This window comes from Pseudomonas sp. BE134, assembly GCF_031456105.1.
Classification (GTDB): domain Bacteria; phylum Pseudomonadota; class Gammaproteobacteria; order Pseudomonadales; family Pseudomonadaceae; genus Aquipseudomonas.
Genome location: NZ_JAVDUA010000030.1, coordinates 64,682 through 90,544, shown reverse-complemented (window position 1 = coordinate 90,544; position 25,863 = coordinate 64,682). Strand labels below are relative to the sequence as shown.

General features: G+C 58.4%; 24 protein-coding genes. 9 read left to right on the top strand and 15 right to left on the bottom strand.

Annotated features, from left to right (window positions below):
• Window positions 1–202: 202 nt before the first annotated feature.
• The 9 genes from msrQ to mrcB form a co-directional block, all read right to left on the bottom strand.
• Complete coding sequence (gene msrQ / locus J2Y56_RS22840) at window positions 203–823, bottom strand: protein-methionine-sulfoxide reductase heme-binding subunit MsrQ (protein ID WP_310339243.1); 621 nt, start codon at window positions 821–823, stop codon at window positions 203–205.
• Window positions 823–1,836, bottom strand: a complete 1,014-nt coding sequence (gene msrP, locus J2Y56_RS22835; protein ID WP_310352867.1) for a protein-methionine-sulfoxide reductase catalytic subunit MsrP — start codon at window positions 1,834–1,836, stop codon at window positions 823–825. Before msrP ends, msrQ begins: the two co-directional genes overlap by 1 nt.
• Before the next feature lie 63 nt (window positions 1,837–1,899).
• Window positions 1,900–2,757 carry a CDP-diacylglycerol--serine O-phosphatidyltransferase gene (pssA, locus tag J2Y56_RS22830; RefSeq protein WP_007948646.1) on the bottom strand — a complete coding sequence of 286 codons (858 nt, stop codon included), beginning with the start codon at window positions 2,755–2,757 and terminating at the stop codon, window positions 1,900–1,902.
• 145 nt (window positions 2,758–2,902) lie between these two features.
• Complete coding sequence (ilvC, locus tag J2Y56_RS22825; RefSeq protein ID WP_007948647.1) at window positions 2,903–3,919, bottom strand: ketol-acid reductoisomerase; 1,017 nt, start codon at window positions 3,917–3,919, stop codon at window positions 2,903–2,905.
• Window positions 3,920–3,967: 48 nt separating this feature from the next.
• Complete coding sequence (gene ilvN / locus J2Y56_RS22820; protein WP_003176102.1) at window positions 3,968–4,459, bottom strand: acetolactate synthase small subunit; 492 nt, start codon at window positions 4,457–4,459, stop codon at window positions 3,968–3,970.
• Window positions 4,460–4,461: 2 nt separating this feature from the next.
• Window positions 4,462–6,186: an acetolactate synthase 3 large subunit gene (locus J2Y56_RS22815; protein WP_007948648.1), complete on the bottom strand. Its 1,725-nt coding sequence runs from the start codon at window positions 6,184–6,186 to the stop codon at window positions 4,462–4,464.
• Window positions 6,187–6,764: 578 nt separating this feature from the next.
• Window positions 6,765–7,100 (bottom strand): YqcC family protein, encoded by a 336-nt coding sequence (locus tag J2Y56_RS22810; RefSeq protein WP_007948649.1) that lies wholly within the window; start codon window positions 7,098–7,100, stop codon window positions 6,765–6,767.
• On the bottom strand, window positions 7,100–7,846 hold the full coding sequence (locus J2Y56_RS22805) for a tetratricopeptide repeat protein (RefSeq protein ID WP_007948650.1): 747 nt from the start codon (window positions 7,844–7,846) through the stop codon (window positions 7,100–7,102). Before J2Y56_RS22805 ends, J2Y56_RS22810 begins: the two co-directional genes overlap by 1 nt.
• A gap of 16 nt (window positions 7,847–7,862) precedes the next feature.
• Entirely contained in the window at window positions 7,863–10,187 is a 2,325-nt protein-coding gene (gene mrcB, locus J2Y56_RS22800; RefSeq protein ID WP_033049703.1) for a penicillin-binding protein 1B, read from the bottom strand.
• A 118-nt stretch (window positions 10,188–10,305) separates the two neighbouring features.
• Between mrcB and J2Y56_RS22795 the strand changes: the two genes are divergently transcribed.
• From J2Y56_RS22795 to J2Y56_RS22785, 3 genes are all read left to right on the top strand, one after another.
• Window positions 10,306–11,862 (top strand): AAA family ATPase, encoded by a 1,557-nt coding sequence (locus tag J2Y56_RS22795; RefSeq protein ID WP_310352862.1) that lies wholly within the window; start codon window positions 10,306–10,308, stop codon window positions 11,860–11,862.
• An 89-nt stretch (window positions 11,863–11,951) separates the two neighbouring features.
• Window positions 11,952–12,296 carry a pentapeptide repeat-containing protein gene (locus J2Y56_RS22790; RefSeq protein WP_310339230.1) on the top strand — a complete coding sequence of 115 codons (345 nt, stop codon included), beginning with the start codon at window positions 11,952–11,954 and terminating at the stop codon, window positions 12,294–12,296.
• A gap of 239 nt (window positions 12,297–12,535) precedes the next feature.
• A complete protein-coding gene (locus J2Y56_RS22785; protein ID WP_007948654.1) occupies window positions 12,536–12,808 on the top strand; it encodes a TfoX/Sxy family protein in 273 nt (90 codons plus the stop codon).
• 264 nt (window positions 12,809–13,072) lie between these two features.
• On the opposite strand, the gene J2Y56_RS22780 is transcribed toward J2Y56_RS22785, so the two are convergent.
• The 4 genes from J2Y56_RS22780 to J2Y56_RS22765 are packed head-to-tail and all read right to left on the bottom strand — an operon-like array spanning window position 13,073 to window position 16,618.
• The gene (locus J2Y56_RS22780; RefSeq protein ID WP_310339228.1) at window positions 13,073–13,924 is read right to left on the bottom strand and encodes a ChaN family lipoprotein; all 852 of its coding nucleotides are present in this window, start codon (window positions 13,922–13,924) and stop codon (window positions 13,073–13,075) included.
• A 20-nt stretch (window positions 13,925–13,944) separates the two neighbouring features.
• A complete protein-coding gene (locus tag J2Y56_RS22775; protein ID WP_007948656.1) occupies window positions 13,945–14,712 on the bottom strand; it encodes a heme ABC transporter ATP-binding protein in 768 nt (255 codons plus the stop codon).
• Window positions 14,712–15,695 carry an iron ABC transporter permease gene (locus J2Y56_RS22770; protein ID WP_310352872.1) on the bottom strand — a complete coding sequence of 328 codons (984 nt, stop codon included), beginning with the start codon at window positions 15,693–15,695 and terminating at the stop codon, window positions 14,712–14,714. Before J2Y56_RS22770 ends, J2Y56_RS22775 begins: the two co-directional genes overlap by 1 nt.
• A 50-nt stretch (window positions 15,696–15,745) precedes the next feature.
• Window positions 15,746–16,618 carry an ABC transporter substrate-binding protein gene (locus tag J2Y56_RS22765; RefSeq protein ID WP_310352859.1) on the bottom strand — a complete coding sequence of 291 codons (873 nt, stop codon included), beginning with the start codon at window positions 16,616–16,618 and terminating at the stop codon, window positions 15,746–15,748.
• A gap of 167 nt (window positions 16,619–16,785) precedes the next feature.
• Here J2Y56_RS22765 and J2Y56_RS22760 point away from each other — a divergent pair, with 167 nt between their 5' ends.
• Window positions 16,786–17,103, top strand: a complete 318-nt coding sequence (locus J2Y56_RS22760) for a Rieske (2Fe-2S) protein (protein WP_007948659.1) — start codon at window positions 16,786–16,788, stop codon at window positions 17,101–17,103.
• Here the strand turns inward: J2Y56_RS22760 and sfsA are convergent.
• Window positions 17,100–17,813: a DNA/RNA nuclease SfsA gene (sfsA, locus tag J2Y56_RS22755; protein ID WP_007948660.1), complete on the bottom strand. Its 714-nt coding sequence runs from the start codon at window positions 17,811–17,813 to the stop codon at window positions 17,100–17,102. The two genes, J2Y56_RS22760 and sfsA, sit on opposite strands and share 4 nt — an antisense overlap.
• On the bottom strand, window positions 17,813–18,985 hold the full coding sequence (locus tag J2Y56_RS22750; protein ID WP_310352856.1) for a pyridoxal phosphate-dependent aminotransferase: 1,173 nt from the start codon (window positions 18,983–18,985) through the stop codon (window positions 17,813–17,815). The genes sfsA and J2Y56_RS22750 overlap by 1 nt, the downstream gene beginning before the upstream one ends.
• Before the next feature lie 333 nt (window positions 18,986–19,318).
• Between J2Y56_RS22750 and dksA the strand changes: the two genes are divergently transcribed.
• From dksA to J2Y56_RS22725, 5 genes are all read left to right on the top strand, one after another.
• A complete protein-coding gene (gene dksA / locus J2Y56_RS22745; RefSeq protein WP_007948662.1) occupies window positions 19,319–19,762 on the top strand; it encodes an RNA polymerase-binding protein DksA in 444 nt (147 codons plus the stop codon).
• 201 nt (window positions 19,763–19,963) lie between these two features.
• Window positions 19,964–20,860, top strand: a complete 897-nt coding sequence (gene gluQRS / locus J2Y56_RS22740; RefSeq protein WP_310352853.1) for a tRNA glutamyl-Q(34) synthetase GluQRS — start codon at window positions 19,964–19,966, stop codon at window positions 20,858–20,860.
• Between the two features lie 77 nt (window positions 20,861–20,937).
• Window positions 20,938–21,114, top strand: a complete 177-nt coding sequence (locus J2Y56_RS22735) for a hypothetical protein (RefSeq protein WP_003176118.1) — start codon at window positions 20,938–20,940, stop codon at window positions 21,112–21,114.
• Window positions 21,098–24,052 (top strand): sensor histidine kinase, encoded by a 2,955-nt coding sequence (locus J2Y56_RS22730; protein ID WP_007948665.1) that lies wholly within the window; start codon window positions 21,098–21,100, stop codon window positions 24,050–24,052. Before J2Y56_RS22735 ends, J2Y56_RS22730 begins: the two co-directional genes overlap by 17 nt.
• Before the next feature lie 22 nt (window positions 24,053–24,074).
• Window positions 24,075–25,511: a sigma-54 dependent transcriptional regulator gene (locus tag J2Y56_RS22725; protein ID WP_007948666.1), complete on the top strand. Its 1,437-nt coding sequence runs from the start codon at window positions 24,075–24,077 to the stop codon at window positions 25,509–25,511.
• Window positions 25,512–25,863 lie beyond the last annotated feature (352 nt).

Genomic DNA, 25,863 nt, shown 5'->3' with positions numbered 1-25,863 from the left:
CTCTCGTCAGCGGGAGGCGAATTCTACAGCGTTACACGCTGCTGTCAACACCTCTTTTTCAACTTCCTTTCGGGCTTCGATGAACTGAAGCCGCTTGCTGTCGAAAACTGCGTAACTCTTTGTTTATCAAGGAGTTTTCCGTTTCGACTGCGCCGGAAGTGAGGCGAATTATAGACATCCAGAATCTGCCGTCAACCTTTAATTACGCCTTTCGTACAGACGGTGCCTTTTTATCCACTAAACGCGGGATTCGACGGGCAACTGCCGGTATTCGCAACACTAATAGCAACACCCCTATAGAGGCATACACCGCCCACTCCTTCAGATCGGCGCGTACGATCCACAACATATGCAGCAACCCAAGCCCGAGAATTACATAGACCAGGCGATGAAGTTTCTTCCAGCGCACACCCAAACGCCGCTGACTGTAGCGATTGGAGGTCACCGCCAACGCCAGTAAACACAGAAACCCCAACGCACCGACGATAATGTACGGCCGCTTGCGCAACTCAACACCCAGCTGCGACCAGTCAAACCCCAGGATGAACGCCATATAGCCGCTTAAATGCATAACCACATAAGCAAAGCACCACAACCCCAACTGCCTTCGAACCGCAATCCACCCTGCCCACCCGGTGAGTTTTTGCAGCGGCGTCATGCTGAGCGTAATGAGTAACAGCACAAGCGTACCCAACCCCAGTCGATCGACCAGCACCTTGCCCGGATCAGGACCCAAGACGTCCGCCCACGCCTGATACAGCCAGAGCAGCGGCCACACCGCTGCCGCAATGAAAACGCCAATACGCCAAACCGGGAAACGCATCAGTAGTTCTTCCGCAGATCGAGCCCTGTATATAGAGAGGCGACTTCATCTGAGTAGCCATTGAACATCTGCGTGTCCCGCACATTCGGCTTGAACAAACCACTTGGCAATCGGCGCTCCCGGGCCTGAGTCCAGCGCGGGTGATCAACCTCGGGATTCACATTCGCGTAGAAACCATACTCATCCGCCGCAATGCTCTGCCATGTCGTTTTCGGTTGCTCACTGACCAGACTGATACGCACAATGGATTTGATGCTCTTGAAGCCATACTTCCAGGGCGCCACCAAACGTAGCGGCGCTCCATTCTGATTAGGCAGTTCACGCCCGTACATGCCGACCGCAAGTATCGCCAGCGGGTTCATCGCCTCATCCAGACGCAGCCCTTCTACATACGGCCAGTCAATCAAGGCAAAGCCTGACCGCTGACCCGGCATGCTCTTGGGGTCTTCCAGGGTTTCGAAACGAATGTACTTCGCCTGAGAGGTCGGCTCGACTTGCTTGAGCAAGGCCGAAATGGGGAACCCGATCCACGGAATGACCATCGACCAGGCTTCAACACAACGAAGACGATAGATCCGCTCTTCCAACTGATAAGGCTTCATGAAGTCTTCCAGCGCATACCGCCCTGGCTTGCCCACTTCACCATCCACCACCACACGCCACGGTTCGGTCTTCAGTGCGCTTGCATTCGCAGCAGGATCGCCTTTATCAGTGCCGAACTCATAGAAGTTGTTGTAGTGGGTTGCATCCTTGAAGGGCGTGATCGCTTCGTCCTTGACGGTAATCGCCCCCCATTTAGTAGAAGGAAGCTTTTCGGCAAACCAGGAAGGCGCCTTGCCAGGCTCGACGTCCGCATAACGCGCAGCCTCTTCGGCACAAGCCCAGCGCGGCAGGCTACTGACAGCCAAACCTGCACCGGCAGCCCCGAGAACATTTCGACGAGATAGATAGAAGGATTCAGGCGTGACGTCCGACTCATGACAGTCAGACGCCTTGGGGACTTTGATCAGCATGGCAACTCCGCAGCTTTGGAGAACAGATGCACCAATAGACTGCGGAGTATGAGGGAAATTACATCACTCGGCGTTTTTGTGCCGACGAAGACGCAACAGGTATTGCACCGGACCAGAGGCCGCGTAAGCGAGAAAAACCAGCAGCAGAATGCGTGGCGGATCGCTGAATACCACAGCAAAGACCAGCACCACCGCAAGAATTGCCACGAAAGGCACGCGCCCTTTCAAGTCCAGCTCCTTGAAGCTGTTGTACTTGATGTTGCTGACCATCAGCATGCCGGCAGCCGCTACCATCAGCGCAACCAGGAAGGACATCTTCGACCCCTGAATGCCGTAGTCGCTGAACGCCCAGACAATTCCCGCAACCACACCCGCCGCAGCCGGACTGGCCAGACCAATGAAGTAACGCTTGTCCGCAGTGCCGACCTGAGTGTTGAAGCGCGCCAGACGCAATGCCGCCCCCGCCACATAGATGAAGGCAACCATCCAGCCGACCTTGCCCATATCACCCAAGGCCCAGCCAAACGCCAGTAATGCCGGCGCGACACCGAAGGCGACCATGTCCGACAGCGAGTCGTACTCGGCACCAAAAGCACTCTGGGTATTGGTCATGCGAGCCACACGACCATCCAGACCGTCGAGCACCATCGCGACAAAAATCGCGATTGCGGCAAAAGCAAAGTACTTGCTCGCATTGACCGAATCACCGGCGCTCAAGGCGGCCTGGGCGCTCATCGAGTTAATGATGGAATAAAACCCTGCGAACAGGTTCGCAGTGGTGAACAGATTCGGCAGAAGATAGATACCACGATGCCGGACTTTGCGACCTTCAGCGTCATGCCCTTCCTCGATATGTTCATCGATAGGCAGCAGGCTTTCGGCGTCAGAAGCCTGGTTTGGCTCTTCGGGGCGTTCGCTCATGGACGTTACCTTGCAACAGGATGGAAAGTTTTCGACAGGTGTCTGGGACGACGGTTCGGCCACAAACGATGCAGCTTTATACCAGAAGCGGCGACCCAAACGAAAAAACGCGGCCTAGGCCGCGTTTTCCGTACAAGGGCGTGACTTAGTTTTTGGCTTTGTCGACGATCTTGTTGGCACCGATCCACGGCATCATGGAACGCAGTTGCTCGCCGATGATCTCGATACCGTGAGCGGCATTGTTACGACGCTTGGCGGTCATCGAAGGATAGCCGGTTGCGCCTTCGCTGATGAACATCTTGGCGTATTCGCCGTCCTGAATACGTTTCAGGGCGTTGCGCATGGCCTGACGGGACTCGGCGTTGATCACTTCCGGGCCAGTCACGTACTCGCCGTACTCAGCGTTGTTGGAGATCGAGTAGTTCATGTTGGCGATACCGCCTTCGTACATGAGGTCAACGATCAGTTTCAGTTCGTGCAGGCACTCGAAGTAGGCCATTTCTGGCGCGTAGCCAGCTTCAACCAGCGTTTCGAAACCGGCTTTGACCAGTTCAACGGTACCGCCGCACAGAACGGCTTGTTCGCCGAACAGGTCGGTTTCGGTCTCGTCCTTGAAGGTGGTTTCGATGATGCCGGTACGACCGCCACCAACGCCAGCGGCGTAGGACAGCGCAACGTTTTTGGCGTTGCCGGAAGCATCCTGATAGATAGCGATCAGGTCAGGAATACCGCCGCCTTTGACGAACTCGGAACGCACAGTGTGGCCCGGTGCTTTCGGCGCGATCATGATCACGTCGAGGTCAGCACGCGGAACAACCTGGTTGTAGTGAATCGCGAAGCCGTGGGAGAAGGCCAGGGTGGCGCCTTTCTTGATGTTCGGCTCGATTTCGTTCTTGTACAGGGCAGACTGGAACTCGTCCGGGGTCAGGATCATGACCAGGTCGGCAGCCGCGACAGCGGAAGCAACGTCGGTCACTTTCAGGCCGTGAGCTTCGGCTTTGGCAACAGTGGCCGAACCTTTACGCAGACCAACAGTAACGTCAACGCCGGAGTCTTTCAGGTTGCACGCTTGAGCGTGGCCTTGGGAACCGTAACCGATAATGGCAACTTTCTTGCCTTGGATGATGGACAGGTCGCAGTCTTTTTCGTAATAAACTTTCATGAAATTCCCCTATATATCCAGGCCGTTCAGGCCATTCGCTAATTTGGTTTAGATGCTGAGTACTTTGTCGCCGCGGGCAATACCGGTTACGCCGCTACGGACGGTTTCCAGAATCGACGCAGTGCCAATGGACTGAATGAAGCTGTCGAGCTTGTCGCTGGTACCGGTCAGTTGAACGGTATACACGCTGGCGCTGACATCAACGATCTGCCCACGGTAAATATCGGTCGTGCGTTTGATCTCGGCACGCTGGGCGCCGGTGGCCTTGACCTTGACCAGCATCAGTTCGCGCTCGATGTGAGCACTCTCCGACAGGTCGACCAATTTGACCACTTCGATCAATTTGTTCAGGTTCTTGGTGATCTGCTCGATCACTTCATCATGGCCAACCGTGGTCAGCGTCAGACGCGACAGGGTCGGGTCTTCGGTTGGCGCCACGGTCAGGCTTTCGATGTTGTAGTTGCGCTGCGAGAACAGGCCGACTACACGAGACAGAGCGCCCGGTTCGTTTTCCAGAAGCAAGGAAATAATGTGTCGCATGATTAAGTACGCTCCGTCTTGCTCAGCCACATATCGCGCATGGAGCCGTCTTTGATCTGCATCGGGTAGACGTGTTCGCTGGTGTCGACCGAAATATCGATGACCACCAGGCGATCTTTCATGGCGAACGCTTCTTCCATCTTCGACTTCAAATCTTTCGAGTCGGTGATGCGCACGCCGACGTGGCCATAGGCCTCTGCCAGCTTGACGAAGTCAGGCAGCGACTCCATGTAGGAGTGCGAGTGACGACTGCCGTAACTCATGTCTTGCCACTGGCGAACCATACCCAGAACGCCATTGTTCAGGATGACGATTTTTACCGGCAAACCATATTGCAGACAGGTGGACAGTTCCTGAATGTTCATCTGGATACTGCCCTCGCCCGTCACACAGGCGACATCCGCATCCGGGAAGTTCAACTTGATACCCATGGCCGCCGGGAAACCGAAGCCCATGGTGCCCAATCCACCGGAGTTGATCCAGCGGTTCGGCTTGTTGAACTTGTAGTACTGCGCCGCGAACATTTGGTGCTGACCCACGTCGGAGGCCACAAAGGCGTCGCCCTTGGTGACTTCGCACAGGGTTTCGATCACGGTCTGCGGCTTGATGACGCTGCCGTCGCCCTTGTCGTAAGGGAACAGGCCACGATCACCGCGCCACTCGTCGACCTGCTTCCACCAGCTGGCAACGGACTCCTTGTTCGGGGTCTCGCCGATTTCCTTGAGAATCGCGACCATTTCGGTCAGGACGCTCTCGACCGGACCGACGATAGGCACGTCTGCCTTGATGGTTTTGGAAATCGAAGCCGGGTCGATGTCGATATGAATGATCTTGGCATTCGGGCAGAACTTTGCCGGACCGTTGATCACGCGGTCATCGAAACGCGCGCCGACTGCAAGGATCACGTCGGCATGGTGCATTGCCAGGTTGGCGGTATAGCTGCCGTGCATGCCGAGCATGCCGATGAACTGACGATCGGTGCCAGGGTAGGCACCCAGGCCCATCAGGGTATTGGTCACTGGCAGGTTGAGCATCTTCGCCAATTCGGTCAGCGGCGCGGAGCCACCACCGAGAATCACACCACCGCCGGCGTACATCACTGGACGCTTGGCCGCCAGGAGCATTTCTGCCGCCTTGCGGATTTGCCCGGAGTGACCGCGGACGGCCGGGCTGTAGGAACGCAGCTTGGCTTTCTTCGGGAAGATGTATTCGAACTTTTCGGCAGGGTTGGTCATGTCTTTCGGGATATCGACAACGACCGGACCCGGACGACCGGATTGCGCCAGGTAGAACGCTTTCTTCATGACTTCCGGGATTTCCGATGCGTGCTTGATCATGAAGCTGTGCTTCACGATCGGCCGGGAGATACCGATCATGTCGGTTTCCTGGAACGCATCGGTGCCCACCATGCTGCTAGGCACCTGGCCGGAAATGACCACCATCGGAATGGAGTCCATATAGGCCGTGGCAATACCGGTGATGGCGTTGGTTGCGCCCGGGCCGGAAGTCACCAGTACCACGCCGGCTTTACCGGTGGCACGGGCATAACCGTCAGCCATATGGGTCGCAGCCTGCTCGTGACGAACCAGGATGTGAGTCACTTCCGGTTCTTTGAACAGGGCATCGTATACATGAAGAAGAGCACCACCCGGGTACCCGTAGATATATTTGACGCCTTCGTCACGCAAGAAGCGGACGAGCATCTCACCGCCAGATAAAAGCTCCACGTTGTTCACCTCTAAAACGCCAGAATACCGTCCACTCAAACGGGGACGGGTCTTAATAGGTTTACTTCTCAGCAGAGCATGAGCGACGGTGGTCGCCGACTACGTCAGCACTGACTGAGCAAGTATTGGGATCGTCCCAAGTGTTGCGGGCCTTTCCCACCCAGCGCGAGGTAACGCGTTGCGGGTGTAACAAGTCGGCGCGGGTGTGCGCCTCATGATCTGCTGAGTGGGCCTGCTTCTGGCAGTCCCTCTACAGCGGACTTTGGATTCTTCTGTTTCGTCCTCTGCAAGTCAAGTCGTCAATGTGCTTTATTGAAGTAAGCACATGAGAAAGCAAGAAAAAATCGCCAAACAGCGACTGTGTTAGCTTCGATTGCGCAACTCAACACCAGTAAATGGTACGAGAACGAAGCTGGTGAAACTGCGGAGCAATCCCCGACTTCGGAGGATGTGAGCGGCGAGATGCACCGCCTGACCGATCAACAACGTCAGGAACGCATTGGCGAAACACAGAAACAGGTTGTGCAGAACTGCTGTAGGAGCCGAGCAAGCTCGGCTCCTACAAAGAAGGATCGGTGTTAGCGCGAGGTGGTGATCAGCAGGTCAAACTCTTTGAGCAGCACTTGCAGCTGCCGATCCTTGCCCTGGACATCACGGGCGGCGAAGACCATTTCGGCCATTTCCTGAATCCCGGATACGGCGGGCAATGGCTGATCCTGCTCGAGGATCATTTTCATCCGGGGCAGGAAGATCCATTGCAGCCACTGTTCGAAGTCCAGCGTATCGACCGAAAACGGCTCGACACTGGAAAGCGCTTCAGCAGAGGGTGCAACGTCACCCCACCACCCCTGCACCCGCAGTTCACGCTCAATCAGCAGCAGCTGCTCGGCAATCTTCGGGAAACGTGCGTCCATCACAGCGATACCTTGGCCTTCTGACGGGCCAAAGCTGCGCCGGCAGAATCACCTTGTTTGTCTCGCGCCTGGGCGATCAAGTCCCAGAGACTGGCCTGGAGATCCGGACGGCCATTGGCGAAGGTCAGACCACGACGGGCGAATTGTTCAGCCTGCGCGGCATCCCCTTGAGCCATGCGCACCTGAGCCAGACGATAAAGCACCTGCGGCTCACGCGGCGCGACGCGCTGAGCACGCTCCAGACTGGACGAAGCACCGTTGAGGTCGCCGCTTGCCTGTTGCTGTTGAGCCGTGGTCAACAGCGCCAGCACCGGACCATCAAGCTGCTCGTCGGCTGACAGACCGCCAGCGCTCGCCGAAGGAATCCCGCTCGGCGTCGACGGCATGCTGTAGCTGCCCTGATCGATCGGTGCAGACTGGACTGGCGACGTATCGATCGGCCCAGGAGTAATCGGACCCGGTGTGATTGGCGAGGTACTGATCGGTGCGGAGGTGGCAGCGCCGCCACCCGGGATCATCACCACCACACCGGTATCGCCTTGCGGAATCGCCTGGGTCTGGGATTGGGTTTGGGCTTGCGCAGGACGTTTCACAGTCGTCTTGCGAAAGCCGCCATTCGCCGAAATCCGCTCACTGTTGGACACAGCCGTGCCGGAATCCTCAACCGGAATCGAACCACGTTGTACGGTGGAGCAACCGCTGAGCAACGCCACGGTGACAACCGCTGGTATCAACCACTTGTTCACTTGAATCCCTCTTTGCTTAATTCATCCAGCCCTTGACCCAATCCATCACCGTTTCACCGGAAGCGGGGCCTTCGCCACCACAAGCCGCACCGGGAGGTGGTTCGCTGCCGCGAATATACGGCATCTGCACAGCGCCTGGGCAGCCCGCATCGGAGCCTTGACCGCTACGTGAATCGACCCAGGCTTGAACTACGTTGTCCGGCTGCGGCATGTCCAGCGGCAGCGGATCGGCTTTGCGCATGAAACTGGTCCAGACCTGCAAGGCGCCGGTAGCGCCGGTGAATGGCGTCTTGCCGTTGTCATCGCGGCCCAGCCAGACCACCGCCAGCAAGTCCTGACTGAAACCGGCGAACCAGCTGTCCCGGGAATCGTTACTGGTACCGGTCTTGCCAGCCAGGGTGAGGGTCTTGGGCAACACGTTATAAACCGAACTGCCGGTACCTTCACGCATGACCCGCTGCATGGCGCTCTGGATCAGGTAAATGGACGCTGGATCAAAACGCTGCTCGATCTGGAAAGGATAGCGTTTGAGCGGTTCACCTTCGGCGGTCAATACGCTGCGAATCCCGCGCATCGGTGTGTTGAAACCACCGTTGGCCAACGTCTGGTACATGGTCGCCACTTCAATCGGCGTCATGCCACCTGCGCCCAGCAACATCGACGGGAACGCCGGAAATTCACGAGTCACGCCCAAGCGAGCCAGGGTCTTGAGGACGTTCGGTACACCTATTGCCAAACCCAGGCGCGCGGTTGAAAGGTTGTAGGAATGCGCCAGCCCCTGATACAGGAAAACCGTGCCGTGGGAACGGCGATCGTAGTTCTGCGGTTTCCAGACCTGACCGTCCGCGCCTTTGACCGAAAAGGACTCATCCGACAGCCAGCTGGTCAGCGTGTATTGAGTGGGCTTCTCAAGGGCCGTCAGATAAACCGCCGGCTTGATCAACGAACCGATGGGGCGTACCGCGTCCAGCGCACGGTTGAAACCGGCAAAACTGGCCTGACGGCTGCCGATCATGGCCTGGACCTCACCGGTTTCCGGGTTGGTCACGACCATGGCGGCTTCGACTTCATCGGAACCCTTGCGACCGGACAGACGCTTGAACGTGTCGTTGACCGAGGCTTCGGCTTTCATCTGCAGAATCGGGTCGAAGCTGGTGAAGATCCGCAGACCTTCTTCGGTCAAGTCTTCGTCGCGGTAGTCTTCGCGCAACTGGCGTTTAACCAGATCGATAAAACCCGGGAAAGAGCTGTCGGCCAGCTTGCCGCGCGTCGTCACACCCAGTGGCATTATCTTCGCGGCAGCGACCTGCTCAGCGGTGGCGACGCCTTGTTGTTCAAGGACATCGAGCACCAGATTGCGTCGCTCAAGGGCCCGCTCAGGATTGCGGCGCGGGTTGTAATAGGACGGCCCCTTGACCATTCCCACCAACATGGCGACCTGGTGCAGTTTCAGTTCGGACAACGGCTGCCCGAAGAAGAACTGGCTGGCCAGACCGAAACCGTGAACCGCGCGCTGGCCGTCCTGACCAACGAACACTTCATTAAGGTAAGCCTCAAGAATTTCTCGTTTGTCGTAATGCAGCTCAAGCAGCATCGCCATCATGGCTTCGGTGAGTTTGCGCGACAGGCTGCGTTCGCTGGTCAGGTAGAAGTTCTTGACCAACTGTTGTGTCAGCGTACTGCCACCCTGGGTCATTTTGCCGCCAGAGGTATTGACGTAGACAGCCCGGACAATCGACTTCGGTGACACGCCCCAGTGGCTATAGAAGTCCCGATCTTCCACGGCAATCAGGGTTTCCAGCAGATAAGGCGGGACCTGATCGATTTTGATCAGGATGCGGTCTTCCAGGTTTTTCGGGTAAATACCGCCGATCATCAGCGGCTCCAGCCGCACCACCGATAGCTTCGAACCGTTGGTCGCCGAAAGCTCTGCGACATAGTCGCCAGAGAAACGCACGCGCACGGGCTGAGGTTTCTCCAGGCCTTCATAGAACTGGAAGCCGCGGGTATTCAAATCGACGGTATTGCCGTTGACCGAGGCTGCGCCCGGGCCATTGCTCACGCTTTCACGTCGGTAGCCCAAGGCGTCGAGCTCGGTGAGGAAGTCCTCCTTGCTCAGCTTCTGGCCGGTGAACAGTTCGAGCGGGCGCGCATACACCTTGGCCGGAATGGTCCAGCGCTTGCCGGAGAATTTTTCCTGGACGATAGCGTCGAGATAAACCGCGAATCCGGCGAGCACCACGAGGCCGACCAGACTGAGTTTAAGGGCCCAGCCCAACCATGGGCTCAGGCCCCTGGAAGGTGGTTTTTTTGGAGTGCGGGGGGATCGAGTACGAGTCATGGCGGCGGATTATACGCACTTTATCCAGACTCGACAGACGCCCTCCGAGGTTTGCGTCAGGCGGACTTGCGGCCATAATGGCGGCCTTGAATTTTTCCCAGACTCTGAAGGATCGCCTGTGAGCCAGTCCCTGATCGCCGCTCTGCAAAACCCGGCCCTCTACCCGCATCCGGTAGACGGGTTCCAGGTCATCGAAACCCATATTTCCTGGGTCATCCTCACAGGCCCCTTTGCTTATAAAGTGAAGAAGCCCATGAATTTCGGCTTCCTCGACTTCACCAGCCTCGACGCCCGCGAGCACTTCTGTGGTGAAGAACTGCGCTTGAACCAGCGCCTGACCAACGATTTGTATCTGGAAGTGTTGCCAATCACCGGCAGCGCCGAAGCGCCACAACTGGGCGGTGAAGGCCCTGTCGTCGACTTCGCCCTGAAAATGCGTCAATTCCCACAAAGCCAACTGCTCAGCACCCTGCAGGCCAATGGCGAACTGACCACCGCGCACATCGACGAAATGGCTGCGCAGATTGCCCAATTTCACCTCTCCGCGCCGAAAGTCCCTGCCGAACACGAAGCTGGCACCCCGGACAGCGTGATGGCACCGGTGCGCCAGAACTTCGAACAGATCCGCCCGTTCCTCAGCGACAAGGCTGATCTGCTGCAACTCGACGCCCTGCAAGCCTGGGCCGAAAGCAGCTTCGAACGCCTCAAGCCACTGTTCGCCCAGAGAAAAGCCGAAGGCTTCATTCGTGAATGCCATGGTGATATCCATCTAGGCAACGCTACCGTGATTAGTGGCAAGGTCGTGATCTTCGACTGCATCGAGTTCAACGAGCCGTTCCGTTTCACCGACGTCTACGCCGACACCGGTTTCCTGGCGATGGACCTGGAAGACCGTGGCCTGAAGTCCCTGGCACGCCGCTTCATCAGCCAATACCTGGAGCTGACCGGAGACTATCAAGGCCTTGAACTGCTGAACTTCTATAAAGCCTACCGCGCACTGGTTCGCGCCAAGGTCAGCTTGTTCAGCATGCCGGCCGAAGCCGACCCGGTGCAGCGCGCCACGACCCTGCGCCAGTACCGCAACTACGCCAACCTCGCGGAAAGCTACAGCACCATTCCTTCGCGTTTCATGGCGATTACCCACGGTGTGTCCGCTGTCGGCAAGAGCCACGTCGCCATGCGTCTGGTCGAAGCGTTGGGCGCCATTCGCCTTCGCTCGGATGTAGAACGCAAACGTCTGTTCGGCGAACAAACCGTAGCGAATGAACCGCAGGCCGGCATTTATAGTGCCGACGCCAGTGCCGCCACCTACAGCCGTCTGCATGAGATTGCCGGGGTCATCCTGCGCGCCGGTTTCCCGGTGGTGATCGATGCCACCTACCTCAAGCGCGACCAGCGCGACGGCGCGGCAAAAATCGCCGAGGCCACAGGTGCACCGTTCCTGATCCTCGATTGCAACGCACCACAAGCCGTGATCGAAAGCTGGCTGGCCCTGCGCCAGGCAGACAACAAGGATCCGTCCGACGCCAACCTGGCCATAATCGAAGCCCAGCAAGCCAATCGTGAACCACTGACGCCTGCAGAAATTCTGTGCAGCAAGCGTGTCCAGACCAATGAAAGCGGGACCCTCGATACGGTCGTCGCGCAAATTCGTCAACGCATGCCAGGCCTGTAAAACTATTTCAGCCGTGAGGCCTCCCCAGGCTTCACGGCTGTCAAATAGTGGCACTATACTGGCGTCATAAAACCATCAGGTGATGCGACATGAGCCAGCCCAAGTTTCTCGACACCCCGCTGTATGCCCTGCTGCACAAAGACGACATCACAGGCTTCAACAACGAACGGCCCAAAGACGGCCCCATTGACATGGTGGGTGGCGATTTCCGGGGGCTGGACTTGCGTGAGCTGAACGCTGATGGGGTCGACTTTACCGATGCCTATTTCCGATCCGCCGATTTGCGCGGCATCGACTTTCGCAACGCATCCCTCGAAGGGGCCAGCCTGGCTCATGCCCAGATCTCCGGCGCCTACTTCCCGCCAGAGCTGAGCGCGGACGAGATCCTGATGTCGATGAACTTCGGCACTCGCCTGCGTTATCGCACTCGTTAAAAAGACGCTTTACCTGACAAGTCCAGCGCGCCACTTTGCGCTGGACTCCGAATTTGCTCGCGACAGCTAGACTTCTAGTACCCACCCCATTTGCATTCGCCGACACTCAGCCAAGTTGTTGAGTTTGCTTCTTAGAAGCTTTTACGTCGAAAACCGCCAAACAATCACGCTTTTCCTACTGATGGCTACACTCCTGAGAAGCTCGCACACGCTCCGTTCGGCCGTCGCAAGGAGGCTTGATGAATGATGAACTGCAGCACCTGAAAAATCTTGGCAAGACGTCGGCGCAGTGGCTGCATGCCGTGGGTATCCACAGTGCCTCGGACTTGCGTCGCCTTGGGGCGGTGGATGCTTATCGAGCCGTGCGTACGCGCGGGTTTCGAGCGTCCAAGGTGTTGTTGTATGCAATCGAAGGCGCATTGATGGATGTGCACTGGAATGACATTCCAGCCGAGCGAAAAGAAGCCTTGAACAAACAGCTGGAAGCGATTTCGTCGCGCCACAAGGCTTGAGGTATTGATTTCACTCAGGCTCGCGACCTCATGCCCCAGTGTTTACCGGGCTTTGAAACGGACTGGCGACGCATTTAAAAGAAATCAAAAAACAGCGGCTGACTTGGTAATGAGAATCGATATGATTATCACAACTGGTCGCGAGACTGGTCGATATTTGAAAAGCCCTTGGTTCGGACTCTCAGATATCTCCTCATCAGGCTAATCACGGTTATTTGACCCGGCTCTTGCCGGGTCTTTTTTTGCCTGTGAAAAACCTGTCCGTTACTTGCCGAATTGCTGACGCATCTGTGCGCAGTAATCCTTAGGCGGTGAAGCGGGGGTGTACCAGACGTAATCGGCCATTGCGGCTGTCACCTCGGCCCCCTGCTCTGCCAGCATCAAAACCGCCGGCGCTTGTGCCTGCCCCAAATCCAGCATATGAATCGGCACACCAACGTCCTTGCGCGCGTGATAAGCACCGACAAAAAGCAGTGAAGGTGTAGGGGCTGCCACCAAGCGCTCAGCCATTCGCCGGTCTCGTTGCTGCTGGACCGCCAACATGGCGGGCATTTGCGAAGCGGGCAGCAAGCCACAATGGGAGTCGCTGATCTGTGCCAGCAACACCTGCTTGACCACTGCGGCATTGGAACGCGAACCGCTCAATGGCGCAGGCTTGGCGTAAACCGCACGAACGTCGAGGCTATCCAGATTGGCCGCGAGCAGCGGATAAGGCTGAGTCAGCGCGAAACGCACGATCGGCCCGTACAGCTCCCAGTCCCACCCCTCCTGCCAAGCCAAGGCAGCTGGCAAATTTTCCGGTGGCGTCGTGGCATGGCGAACGTCATCAACGCGCTGTTGTTGATCCGGCATCAGCATTTCCAGGAGCAAACTGCCTTGTGGTCGCAGCTCACCCAGCGACTGCAGCAACCACAGTTGCAGTTGATGGTGATCGCGATTGTCATGCTGCTCGCCGACGATCAGCCGCGAAGGCTCGGCAAGTCGTTCGATCAGTTCCTGCGCCGTCAGCGTTTGGCCGGTACTCAGGTCCCGAATGTCAGCACTGACCGGCGGTGGCACCGAGACATGTTGGCAGGCACTCAATAGCAGTACGGCCAACAGCAAAATTCCACGCATGTTCACCTCAATGACAAGTATCAGCGGGCGATGATCAGCGGATGCCCACGCTCCGGATGGCGCTGGACCAATACTTCCAGCCCGAATACGGCTTTGAGCGGCTCCGGCTTCAGGACCTGTTCCGGTGTATCCAGTGCCACCGGACGCCCGCCCTCAAGCAGCAACAGTCGATCACAATAACGCGCCGCCAGGTTCAGATCATGCAAGATGACCAACACGGCCGCGCCGCGATCGGCAAATTCGCGCACCGCTTGCAGGGTGGTGTGCTGATGCAGCGGGTCGAGCATCGAGGTCGGCTCATCGAGCAACAGCGTCTGCCCTGCCTCACCCGGCCAAAGCTGCGCCAGCACCCGGGCCAGATGCACCCGCTGACGCTCGCCACCGGACAGGGCCAGGTAGCTGCGACCACTCAGGTGCCCGGCATCGGCGGCGTGCAACGCGGCAGCGACAATCTCGTCATCGCGCACCCGACCGCTTTGATGGGGTAAACGCCCCATACCCACCACTTCTTCGACGCGAAAGGCAAAGTCCAGGGTCGACACCTGCGGCAGCACCGCCAGGCGCTGGGCGCGCAACGCTGCAGCCCAGTGACTTAACTGGCGATCATCGAGCCAGACGCTTCCATGATGGGCGTGCAATTCGCCGCACAAGGCACTCAGCAAGGTACTTTTGCCGGCGCCATTGGGGCCGAGCACGCCAAGCACTTCGCCAGGCATGAGCTCAAGCGTGATGTCCGACAATACGGTCTTGGCGCCGCGACGGATTTGCAGGTCTTGCGTGCGCAACATCAGGCGCGCCTCCGGAGCAACAAGAACAGGAAAAATGGCGCACCAATAAAGGCCGTGACGATGCCGATCGGTAGTTCGGCCGGCGCCAGGACCAGTCGGGCCACCAGATCGGCAAATAACAGAAGACTGGCACCTGCCAGAACCGAGGCGGGCAACAACACTCGATGATCGGGGCCGGCCAGCAAGCGCACCAGGTGCGGCACCACCAGCCCGACAAATCCGATCATTCCCGCCGCCGCCACCGCTGCGCCAACACCCAATGCCGTGCAGAACACCAGCTCACGCTTGAGCCCTTCGACGTCGATGCCCAGATGTCCGGCCTCCGACTCGCCCAGCAATAATGCATTCAAGGCCTTGGCTCGACGCGGCAACCAGAGTGCCACGCCCGCACTTACCACCAGCAACGGCCAGAGTCGTGCGTAACTGGCGCCATTAAGGCTGCCCAGGTTCCAGAAGGTCAGCGTACGCAAGGTTGCATCGTCAGCCAGATAGGTGAACAACCCCACCGCCGAGCCTGCCAGAGCGGTCAATGCGATACCGGCCAGCAGCATCGTCGCGACGTTCGTCTGGCCATTGCGTCGGCCCAGTCGATACACCAGCGCCGTCACCCCCAAGCCACCGAGAAACGCACACACCGATAACAGATAAGGCCCGAACGACTCAGGCAGCCCGCCAAACATTGACCCACCCACAATCGCGATGGCGGCACCCAATGCCGCGCCGCTGGACACTCCAACCAATCCCGGATCGGCCAGCGGGTTACGAAACAGACCCTGCATCGCCACACCGGTCAGCGCCAGCACGCCGCCCACCGCCAAGCCAAGCACGGTTCGCGGCAGACGGATCTGCCCCACGATCAATTCGGCTTGCTCCAGCCCGTCCGGCGCAATCGGCAATCCGAGCAGGCGCAGGGCAGCGTGCAAGGTGTCGAGCAACGGCAAACTGACCGGCCCCAGCGCCAGTGACAGCCAGATCGCCAGCAAACACAAAAGGCTCAGACCAATGAACAGCGCACGCGGTTTAACCAGAATGGTCATTGGTCGGCAGTGCCAGGAAAGAACCCGTCAGAGAGCTTTTTCAGGCTCTCGGGCAACCTTGGCCCCAATCCGCCCACCAGCAACGTCGGGTCCAGCTCCATGACTCGACCGCCCTTCGCCGCGCGGGTCGAGGACAGCATCGGATTTTCCTTGAACAGCGCGGCACGCGCCGCATCCCCCGTCAGTGCGCGGTCGGCAAACACCAGCACTTCGGGATCCAGGCTCACAAGTGACTCAACAGAAAAAGGCTTATAGCCGGTATGTGTGGCCAGGTTGTGACCGCCGGCCTGTTGCAGCAACCAATCGGCGGCGGTGTCCTTGCCAGCGATGAGCGGTTTGCCGCCCGCATGCCCGAGCAGCATCAACACGCCCGGTGATTGTTGCGTGAGCTGTGCCTTGGTCACCCGGATTTTTTGTTGATCGAGTTGCGCCTGATAGCGCTGGTATGCCTGTGCAGCCTGGTCTTCAGCCCCCAGCAATTTGCCCAGATGCTGCAAATTGACCTGCAACGTCGGTAGATCCGGTTGAGCCAAGAACAACTCAACCTGCACCCCTGCGTTACGAATCTGCGTGATCACCGGCGGCGGACCCATTTCTTCAGTGCCTATCAGCAACTGCGGGCGTAAGCTCAAAATACCTTCTGCCGACAATTGCCGCTGATAGCCGATGCTTGGTAGCGCCTTGAGGCTTTCCGGGTGCTGACTGGTGGTGTCGACACCCACCAGTTTCGATTCGCCCCCCAGTACGCTCACCCACTCGGACAGCGCGCCACCGGCAGTGACCCAACGTTGCGGTAACTCGTCCGCTGCGCCATGGTGACTGACGAAGAGTCCGACACAGAGCGCAGCAACGCGGGTACTCAGGCGCATAGACAGCTTCCTTTAAAGTTTTTTCCCGGGCATCGAGATGGCAGGCCACGTATTCTCGGCCACCGGCACCTGCGCCCGACGGGCAAGGCGGCCATTTGATAATTGTTTGCATTTGAACGTCAAGCTTGGACATTTCTAGTCACGAGGCGATGGATCTGAGGATAGACATGAAGTTTCTTTGCACAGGTGTCGAATTGGCTGACGCCAGCAGTCGCGGTTTCGACATCGAAGGACAGAAACTCTTTGCCGTACGCCGGGGTGGTCAGGTCTACGTCTACGTGAATCGCTGCCCGCACCGCGGGGTCGGCCTGGAATGGACGCCAAACAGCTTTCTCGACCCCAGCAACAGCCTGATTCAGTGCGCCACCCACGGCGCGCTGTTTCTGATCGAAGACGGGGAATGCGTTTCCGGCCCCTGCGCCGGTCAATCGCTGACCACCGTGCCCTGCCGCGAAGACGCGCAAGGTATCTGGGTCAGCCTTTAGCCGCTGAGCAGCACGTCCAGGCGCCGATCAACCACCATTTCCTCATGGGTCAGACGCACGCCATAGGCCAGCACTTCCACCCCGCACGCCACCGCCTCACGCAAAGCCGCCGCGTAGGCCGAGTCGATTTCTTGCGCAGGACGCACCGCATCGATACCGGTCAAGTTGACGCAATACAACTGAACCGCACGAATCCCGTCCCGGGCCAGGTGCGCCAATTCGCGCAAATGCTTGGCTCCACGCTGGGTCACCGCATCGGGAAACGCGGCCACCGCAGAGCCGTCGAAGCCCAGGGTAACGCTTTTGACTTCTACATAGGCCGGGCCGCTGGGGTAATCAAGACGGAAATCGATCCGGCTGCTTTCCTGCCCATAAGCCACCTCGCGCCTGAGCTCAGTAAAACCGTTCAGTTCACTGATCACACCCGCGCGCAACGCCTCTTCAATCAAACCATTGGCTCGCCCGGTGTTGACACAAAACAAGCGCCCTTGCGGGGTTTCGCCGACTTCCCAGGTACCGGGCAACTTGCGTTTCGGATCGTTGGAACGGCTGAACCAGACCTGCCCACCCTCGACCTGACAATTGAGCATCGAGCCCGTGTTGGGACAATGAATAGTCAGCAACTCGCCGCTAACGGTTTCGATATCGGCGAGAAAGCGCTTGTAACGACGGATCAGACGCCCTTCTTCGAGGGGAGGATGAAAACGCATCAGCCTTGCCAGCTCTTCAAACCGCGAGCGATTCGCTCGACCGCTTCCTGCAAGCGCGGCAGGCTTTGAGTGTAGGCAAAACGTACATGGTGCCCAGCGTGAAAGCGCCCGAAATCGAGTCCCGGGGTAATTGCCACATGCTCGGTTTCAAGGAAGTGTCGGCAGAACGCGTAGGCATCACCGCCGAACTTGCTAATATCCGCATACAAATAGAACGCGCCTTCCGGCTCCACGGCGATACCAAAACCCAGCTCGCGCAAGGCTGGCAGCAGGAAATCGCGACGACGGCCAAATTCAGCGCGGCGCTCTTCGAGAATGCTGATGGTCGCCGGCTCAAAGCAGGCCAATGCGGCATGCTGGGCCATGCTCGGCGCGCTGATGTAGAGATTTTGCGCGAGTTTTTCCAGCTCGCCGACAGCGGCCTCAGGCGCCACCAGCCAACCGAGACGCCAGCCAGTCATGCCGAAATACTTGGAAAAGCTATTCAGCACAAACGCACTGTCATCGACTTCCAGCACGCTGGCGGCATCGGTGCCGTACGTCAGGCCGTGATAGATCTCATCCACCACCAGATGACCGTGTCGCAGCTTGATCGCCGCAGACAACCCCGCCAGCTCATCGCGCGTCAGGATCGTCCCGGTCGGATTGGCTGGGGAAGCCACTAACGCGCCCACGCTGTCGTGCTCCCAATGACGCGCAACCAGATCAGGGGTCAGCTGATAACGCACCTCTGGACCTACAGGAACAAGCTGCGCCGCACCTTCCACCAATCGCAGGAAGTGCCGGTTGCAGGGGTAGCCCGGATCCGCCAGCAACCAGTGCTTGCCCGGATCCACCAGCAAGGCGCTGGCCAGTAACAAGGCGCCCGAACCGCCTGGGGTGATGAGGATTCGTTTGGGGTCAATGTTCAACCCATAACGCTGCTGATAGAAACCGGAAATGGCCTCTCGCAGCTCGGGAATACCCCGCGCGGCGGTGTAACAGGTCTTCCCTGCCGACAATGCCGCCTGGCCGGCTTGAATGATCGGCTCAGCGGTAGTGAAGTCAGGCTCGCCGATTTCCAGGTGGATGACGTCGTGGCCAGCGGCTTGCAGTTCGTTGGCCCGCGCCAGCAACGCCATGACGTGGAAAGGTTCGATTGCACGACTGCGGGCACTGTAGGACTGAGCCATTAGCCTTCCTTCAACAGAGAAAAGAATCAATTCTACCCAAGCGCAGGAACGAGCGAGAGCCTAAAGCGGTCTGACGCCTTAGCACCTGACCATAAACGACTCAAACGAGTACCCCAAGTTTGACTAAAATCAATATTTGACCAGGTCTCCAACACCACCAGACAAGGCTTTGCGATGATTTGCAAGCGCAAAGGGCCACTACCTCGACATCCAGGAGTAGCGCGCCCCGATTTGATCTGGTAAGTTCGCCCGCTTGCAGCCGCAGGGCCGGCAGGTGTCGGTGATGGAGCAATCCTGCGCAGATGGATTACAAGAGTAGAGGCGGTCCATTTCATGCCCACCCAAGCAAAGCAACAGCAAAGCACGACAATCAGCGGCTTCGAACCCTACAAAGAAGTGAAGGGCGAGGAGTACATGGGCAAGCCCATGCGCGCTCACTTCACCAAGATCCTGAACAAGTGGAAACAGGACTTGATGCAGGAAGTCGACCGTACTGTTGATCACATGAAAGACGAAGCGGCCAACTTCCCGGACCCGGCAGACCGTGCCAGCCAGGAAGAAGAATTCAGCCTCGAGCTGCGTGCCCGCGACCGCGAGCGCAAGCTGATCAAGAAGATCGACAAGACGCTGCAACTGATTGAAGACGAAGAATATGGCTGGTGCGAGTCCTGTGGCGTCGAAATCGGCGTCAAGCGACTCGAAGCCCGCCCTACCGCCGACATGTGCGTTGACTGCAAGACCCTGGCGGAAATCAAGGAAAAGCAAGTCGGCAAGTAACATCGACTTGAACGAAGAACGGAGCGTGCGAACGCTCCGTTTTTGTTTCTGAGATTCACCACGGAGAGCAACCTGTGGGAGCGAGCCTACTCGCGAAAGGGCCATCAGCTTCAACATTGATGGCGGCTGATACACCGCTTTCGCGAGCAGGCTCGCTCCCACAGGGACTTGAGCACGACCAGACAAAGTAAACTTGCCCTCATGACTGCTATCACCTCCCCCACCTACATCGGGCGTTTCGCCCCCACGCCCAGTGGACATTTGCATTTCGGTTCGCTGGTCGCCGCACTGGCCTCGTACCTCGACGCCCGCGCGGTGGGTGGCCGCTGGCTGATGCGCATGGAAGACCTCGACCCGCCACGGGAAGAACCCGGCGCTCAGGCGGCGATTCTCAAGGCATTTGAAAGCTATGGTTTCGAGTGGGACGGCGAAATGGTCCGCCAGAGCGACCGGCATGAAGCGTACGCCGAAGTACTCAACCGCCTGTTCAATCACGGCCTTGCTTACGCCTGCACCTGCTCGCGCAAGCAGCTGGAGCACTACCACGGTATTTATCCGGGACTGTGCCGCAACGCTGGCCACGGCACCGAAGACGCGGCGATTCGCCTGCGCGTGCCTGAGCTGGAATACCACTTCATCGACCGCGTGCAAGGTGAATTCCGCCAGCATCTGGGTCGCGAGGTGGGCGATTTTGTGATTCGCCGTCGCGACGGGCTCTACGCTTATCAATTGGCTGTCGTACTGGACGATGCCTGGCAAGGCATCACCGACGTTGTGCGTGGCGCCGACCTGCTGGACTCCACGCCGCGCCAGCTCTATCTACAAGAACTGCTCGGCCTGCGGCAACCGCGTTATCTGCACATCCCGCTGATTACCCAGCCCGATGGCAACAAACTCGGCAAATCCTACCGCTCGCCGCCGTTGACCGAAGATCAGGCCACCCCTTTATTGCTGCGTGCATTACGCGCTCTCGGGCAAAATCCCGCTACCGAACTGGCTTACGCCAGCCCACGGGAAGTGTTGAACTGGGGCATTGCCCACTGGGATGCGACGCTGATCCCGCGCACACTGAACCTGCCTGAGGCGCAACTGCAGTGATCGCACTTGCAGTGGCGCGCCCATCCGTTACCATCGCCGCACGTTTTCGGGCACGCGCATAAAAAAGAGAGACCGGGATGTACATCTATCGCTTGGTCCTGCTCCTGGTAGTGGGGATTTATCTGTTCTCCCCGGCCATCATGGATTGGTGGATCGACGCCACTGGCGCCTGGTATCGCCCTTATCTGCTCTGGCTGATTCTGATCGTCGTGACCTTCATCCTGCAGAGCCAAAAAGATGCCGATGAGCTTTAGCCTGACCCAGATGATCCTGATCAGCGCCGCGTACCTGGCGGTGCTGTTCGGCGTGGCCTGGGTCAGTGAACGGGGCATGATCCCCCGGGCGATCATTCGCCACCCGCTGACCTACACCCTGTCACTGGGCGTTTACGCCAGTGCGTGGGCGTTTTACGGCACGGTGGGCCTGGCCTATCAGTACGGCTACGGGTTTTTATCCAGCTACCTCGGGGTCTCCGGCGCATTTTTGCTGGCGCCGGTGCTGTTGTACCCGATCCTGAAAATTACCCGCACCTATCAGCTGTCGTCCCTGGCCGATTTGTTCGCGTTCCGCTTCCGCAGTACATGGGCGGGGGCGCTGACCACCATTTTCATGCTGGTCGGCGTGTTGCCGCTGCTGGCCTTGCAGATTCAAGCAGTCGCCGACTCCATCAGCATTCTCACCCGTGAGCCGGTGCAGCATCGGGTCGCCCTGAGTTTCTGCGCACTGATTACCCTGTTCACCATCTTCTTTGGTTCCCGCCACATCGCCACCCGCGAGAAACATGAAGGCCTGGTGTTCGCCATTGCCTTCGAGTCAGTGATCAAGTTGATCGCCCTCGGCGGTGTCGGTCTGTATGCCTTGTACGGTGTATTTGACGGCCCGCAACACCTTGAGCTTTGGCTGCTGCAAAACCAGACCGCCCTCGCCGCTTTGCACACGCCGCTGCAAGAAGGTCCGTGGCGTACGTTGCTGCTGGTGTTCTTCGCCTCGGCGATTGTGATGCCGCACATGTATCACATGACCTTTACCGAAAACCTCAACCCGCGCTCGCTGGTCAGTGCAAGTTGGGGCCTGCCCCTGTTCCTGCTGTTGATGAGCCTGGCGGTGCCGCTGATTCTCTGGGCCGGACTGAAGCTCGGTGCCACCACCAACCCGGAATACTTCACGCTGGGCATCGGCATCGCCGCCAACAGCAAAGCCTTGGCACTGCTGGCCTATATCGGCGGTTTGTCGGCGGCAAGCGGCCTGATCATCGTCACTACCCTGGCGCTGTCCGGGATGGCACTGAACCATCTGGTGTTGCCGCTCTATCAGCCACCGGCCGAAGGCAACATCTACCGTTGGCTGAAGTGGACTCGTCGGGCGTTGATCGTTGCGATCATCATGGCCGGCTACGGCTTTTACCTGATGCTGGGTGCAGAGCAGGATCTGGCGAACCTCGGCATCGTCGCATTTGTTGCCACGTTGCAGTTCCTGCCCGGGGTGCTGTCGGTTCTGTATTGGCCAACCGCCAACCGTCGCGGCTTCATTGCCGGTTTGCTGGCGGGAATTCTGGTGTGGCTGGTCACGATGCTGTTGCCGCTGGTGGGCAATCTGCAGGGCTTCTATATTCCGCTGCTGAACATGATCTACGTACTGGACGACACCAGTTGGCACATGGCGGCGATTGCCTCGCTGGCAGCCAACGTGCTGATGTTCACTCTGATATCGCTGTTCACCAACGCCAGCCCTGAAGAGGCCAGCGCCGCCGAAGCCTGTGCGGTGGACAATGTGCGTCGCCCGCAACGCCGCGAACTGCACGCCGCGTCGCCTCAGGAATTCGCCACGCAGCTGGCAAAACCCTTGGGCGCCAAGGCGGCACAAAAAGAAGTCGAACAGGCGCTGCGCGATCTCTACCTGCCGTTCGACGAGCGTCGCCCATACGCCTTGCGCCGATTGCGTGACCGCATCGAAGCCAACCTGTCTGGCCTGATGGGCCCGAGCGTGGCTCAGGACATGGTCGAAACGTTCCTGCCTTATAAGGCAGGCGGCGAGAACTATGTCACTGAAGACATTCACTTCATCGAAAGTCGCCTCGAGGACTACCACTCGCGCCTGACTGGCCTTGCCGCCGAACTCGATGCCCTGCGCCGCTATCACCGCCAGACCCTGCAGGAACTGCCGATGGGTGTTTGCTCACTGGCCAAGGATCAGGAAATCCTCATGTGGAACAAAGCCATGGAGGAATTGACGGGGATTGCCGCGCAACGAGTGGTCGGTTCGCGCCTGAGCACCATTGCCGATCCGTGGAAAGAACTCCTGCAAGGCTTCATTAATTTGCCGGACGAACACTTACACAAACAGCACCTGGCCCTGGATGGCCAGACCCGCTGGTTGAACCTGCACAAAGCGGCGATCGATGAACCGCTCGCACCGGGTAACAGCGGCTTGGTGTTGCTGGTGGAAGACCTGACCGAAACTCAGATGCTTGAAGACAAACTGGTGCACTCCGAGCGCCTGGCCAGCATCGGTCGACTCGCGGCAGGTGTCGCCCACGAAATCGGCAACCCGATCACCGGCATTGCTTGCCTGGCGCAAAACCTGCGCGAAGAGCGCGAAGACGATGGCGAACTGAAGGAAATCAGCGGGCAGATCCTTGAGCAGACCAAGCGTGTGTCACGCATCGTCCAGTCACTGATGAGCTTCGCCCACGCCGGCAGTCACCAGCAAACCGATGAGCCCGTCTGTCTGGCCGAAGTGGCTCAGGATGCCATCGGCTTGCTGGCGCTGAACCGACGCAATTTCGAAGTGCAGTTCTATAACTTGTGCGACCCCGATCACTGGGTCGAAGGCGATCCGCAGCGACTCGCCCAAGTACTGATCAACCTGCTCTCAAACGCCCGCGACGCCTCGCCTCCCGGTAGCGCGGTGCGGGTAAAAAGCGAAGCCGGCGAACACACGGTCGACTTGATCGTGGAAGACGAAGGCAGCGGTATTCCGAAGAACATCATGGACCGATTGTTCGAACCTTTCTTCACCACCAAGGATCCTGGCGAAGGCACCGGTCTGGGCCTTGCACTGGTCTATTCCATCGTTGAAGAGCATTATGGACAAATCACCATCGACAGCCCGGCTGATGTTCAAAGCCAACGCGGCACCCGAATCCGGGTGACCTTGCCGCGTCATGTCGAAGCGACGTCCGCTGTGAACTGAGACCGTCGAGAGTATCGAATCAATGCCGCACATTTTGATCGTCGAAGACGAAACAATTATCCGCTCCGCCTTGCGCCGCCTGCTGGAACGTAACCAGTACCAGGTCAGCGAAGCCGGTTCAGTGCAGGAAGCACAAGAACGCTTCACCATTCCCACGTTCGACCTGATCGTCAGTGACCTGCGTCTGCCGGGCGCACCGGGCACCGAGTTGATCAAACTCGGCCAGGGCACACCGGTGCTGATCATGACCAGCTACGCCAGCCTGCGTTCGGCAGTCGATTCGATGAAGATGGGCGCGGTGGATTACATCGCCAAGCCTTTCGATCACGATGAAATGCTCCAGGCCGTCGCCCGCATCCTGCGTGACCGGGCATCACTGCCAGCCAACGTCGAACCTGCCGCCGGCAAAGCGACCAACGGCGCCGCAAAAGCTGGCGTCGATAACAGCAACGGTGAAATCGGCATTATCGGTTCGTGCCCGCCGATGCAGGACCTGTACAGCAAAATCCGCAAAGTCGCGCCAACCGACTCCAATGTCTTGATTCAGGGTGAATCCGGTACCGGTAAAGAGCTGGTGGCGCGTGCCCTGCACAACCTGTCCAAGCGCGCCAAGGCACCGATGATTTCGGTGAACTGCGCAGCCATTCCGGAAAGCCTGATCGAGTCCGAGCTGTTCGGTCACGAAAAGGGCGCGTTCACGGGCGCCAGCGCCGGGCGTGCAGGTCTGGTGGAAGCGGCGGACGGCGGCACCCTGTTCCTCGATGAAATCGGCGAATTGCCACTGGAAGCCCAGGCCCGCTTGCTGCGCGTGTTGCAGGAAGGCGAAATTCGCCGGGTAGGCTCGGTACAATCGCAGAAAGTCGACGTACGCCTGATCGCCGCGACTCACAGGGACCTCAAGAGCCTGGCAAAAATCGGCCAGTTCCGTGAAGACTTGTATTACCGCCTCCATGTGATCGCCCTGAAGCTGCCGGCCTTGCGCGAGCGCGGTGCGGACGTTAACGAAATCGCCAATGCCTTCCTGGCGCGGCAGAGCGCGCGGGTCAACCGCACCGATCTGAAATTCGCCCCGGATGCCGAACAGGCGATTCGTCATTACACCTGGCCAGGTAACGTTCGCGAGCTGGAAAACGCCGTCGAGCGCGCAGTCATCCTGTGCGAGAGCCCGGAAATTTCGGCCGAGCTGCTGGGTATCGACATCGAACTGAGTGACCTGGAAGACGACGACTTCATCGGCCTGGCACCGCAGCAGGCCAGCAATGGCGGTAACTCCAGCCATGAGCCGACCGAAGATTTGTCACTGGAAGACTACTTCCAGCACTTTGTCCTTGAGCATCAGGACCACATGACCGAAACCGAGCTGGCCCGCAAACTCGGGGTCAGCCGTAAATGCCTGTGGGAGCGTCGTCAGCGCCTGGGCATCCCGCGCCGCAAAACCGGGGTCGCCAGCGAAAGCTGAATGGCACCTGTCTGATGCGCGGGTAACACATGACTTTGTGAAAAAACTGTTACCTCAGATTTTTCACGTAACAGAAGCCGGGGCTTACGGTAACGAAGCCCCGGTTTTTTTGGCCTGAAAAAACTGAACCAACCGGCCAAACCCCTTGTTTTACTGGGGTTCGCAAAAGTTGGCACGCACCATGCTATATGTCTGGTACAAGAACAATAACAAGCAATGCATAACATAATAAAAATAAGACGAATCGACTCACGCACAATAAAAACAAGACGGCGAGAGGCGCAGCTAACTGATTCTTTTGGAGAGGCGTTGTATTTGGGGGATCGCCCCACGACCAGGCCGAGAATAATAA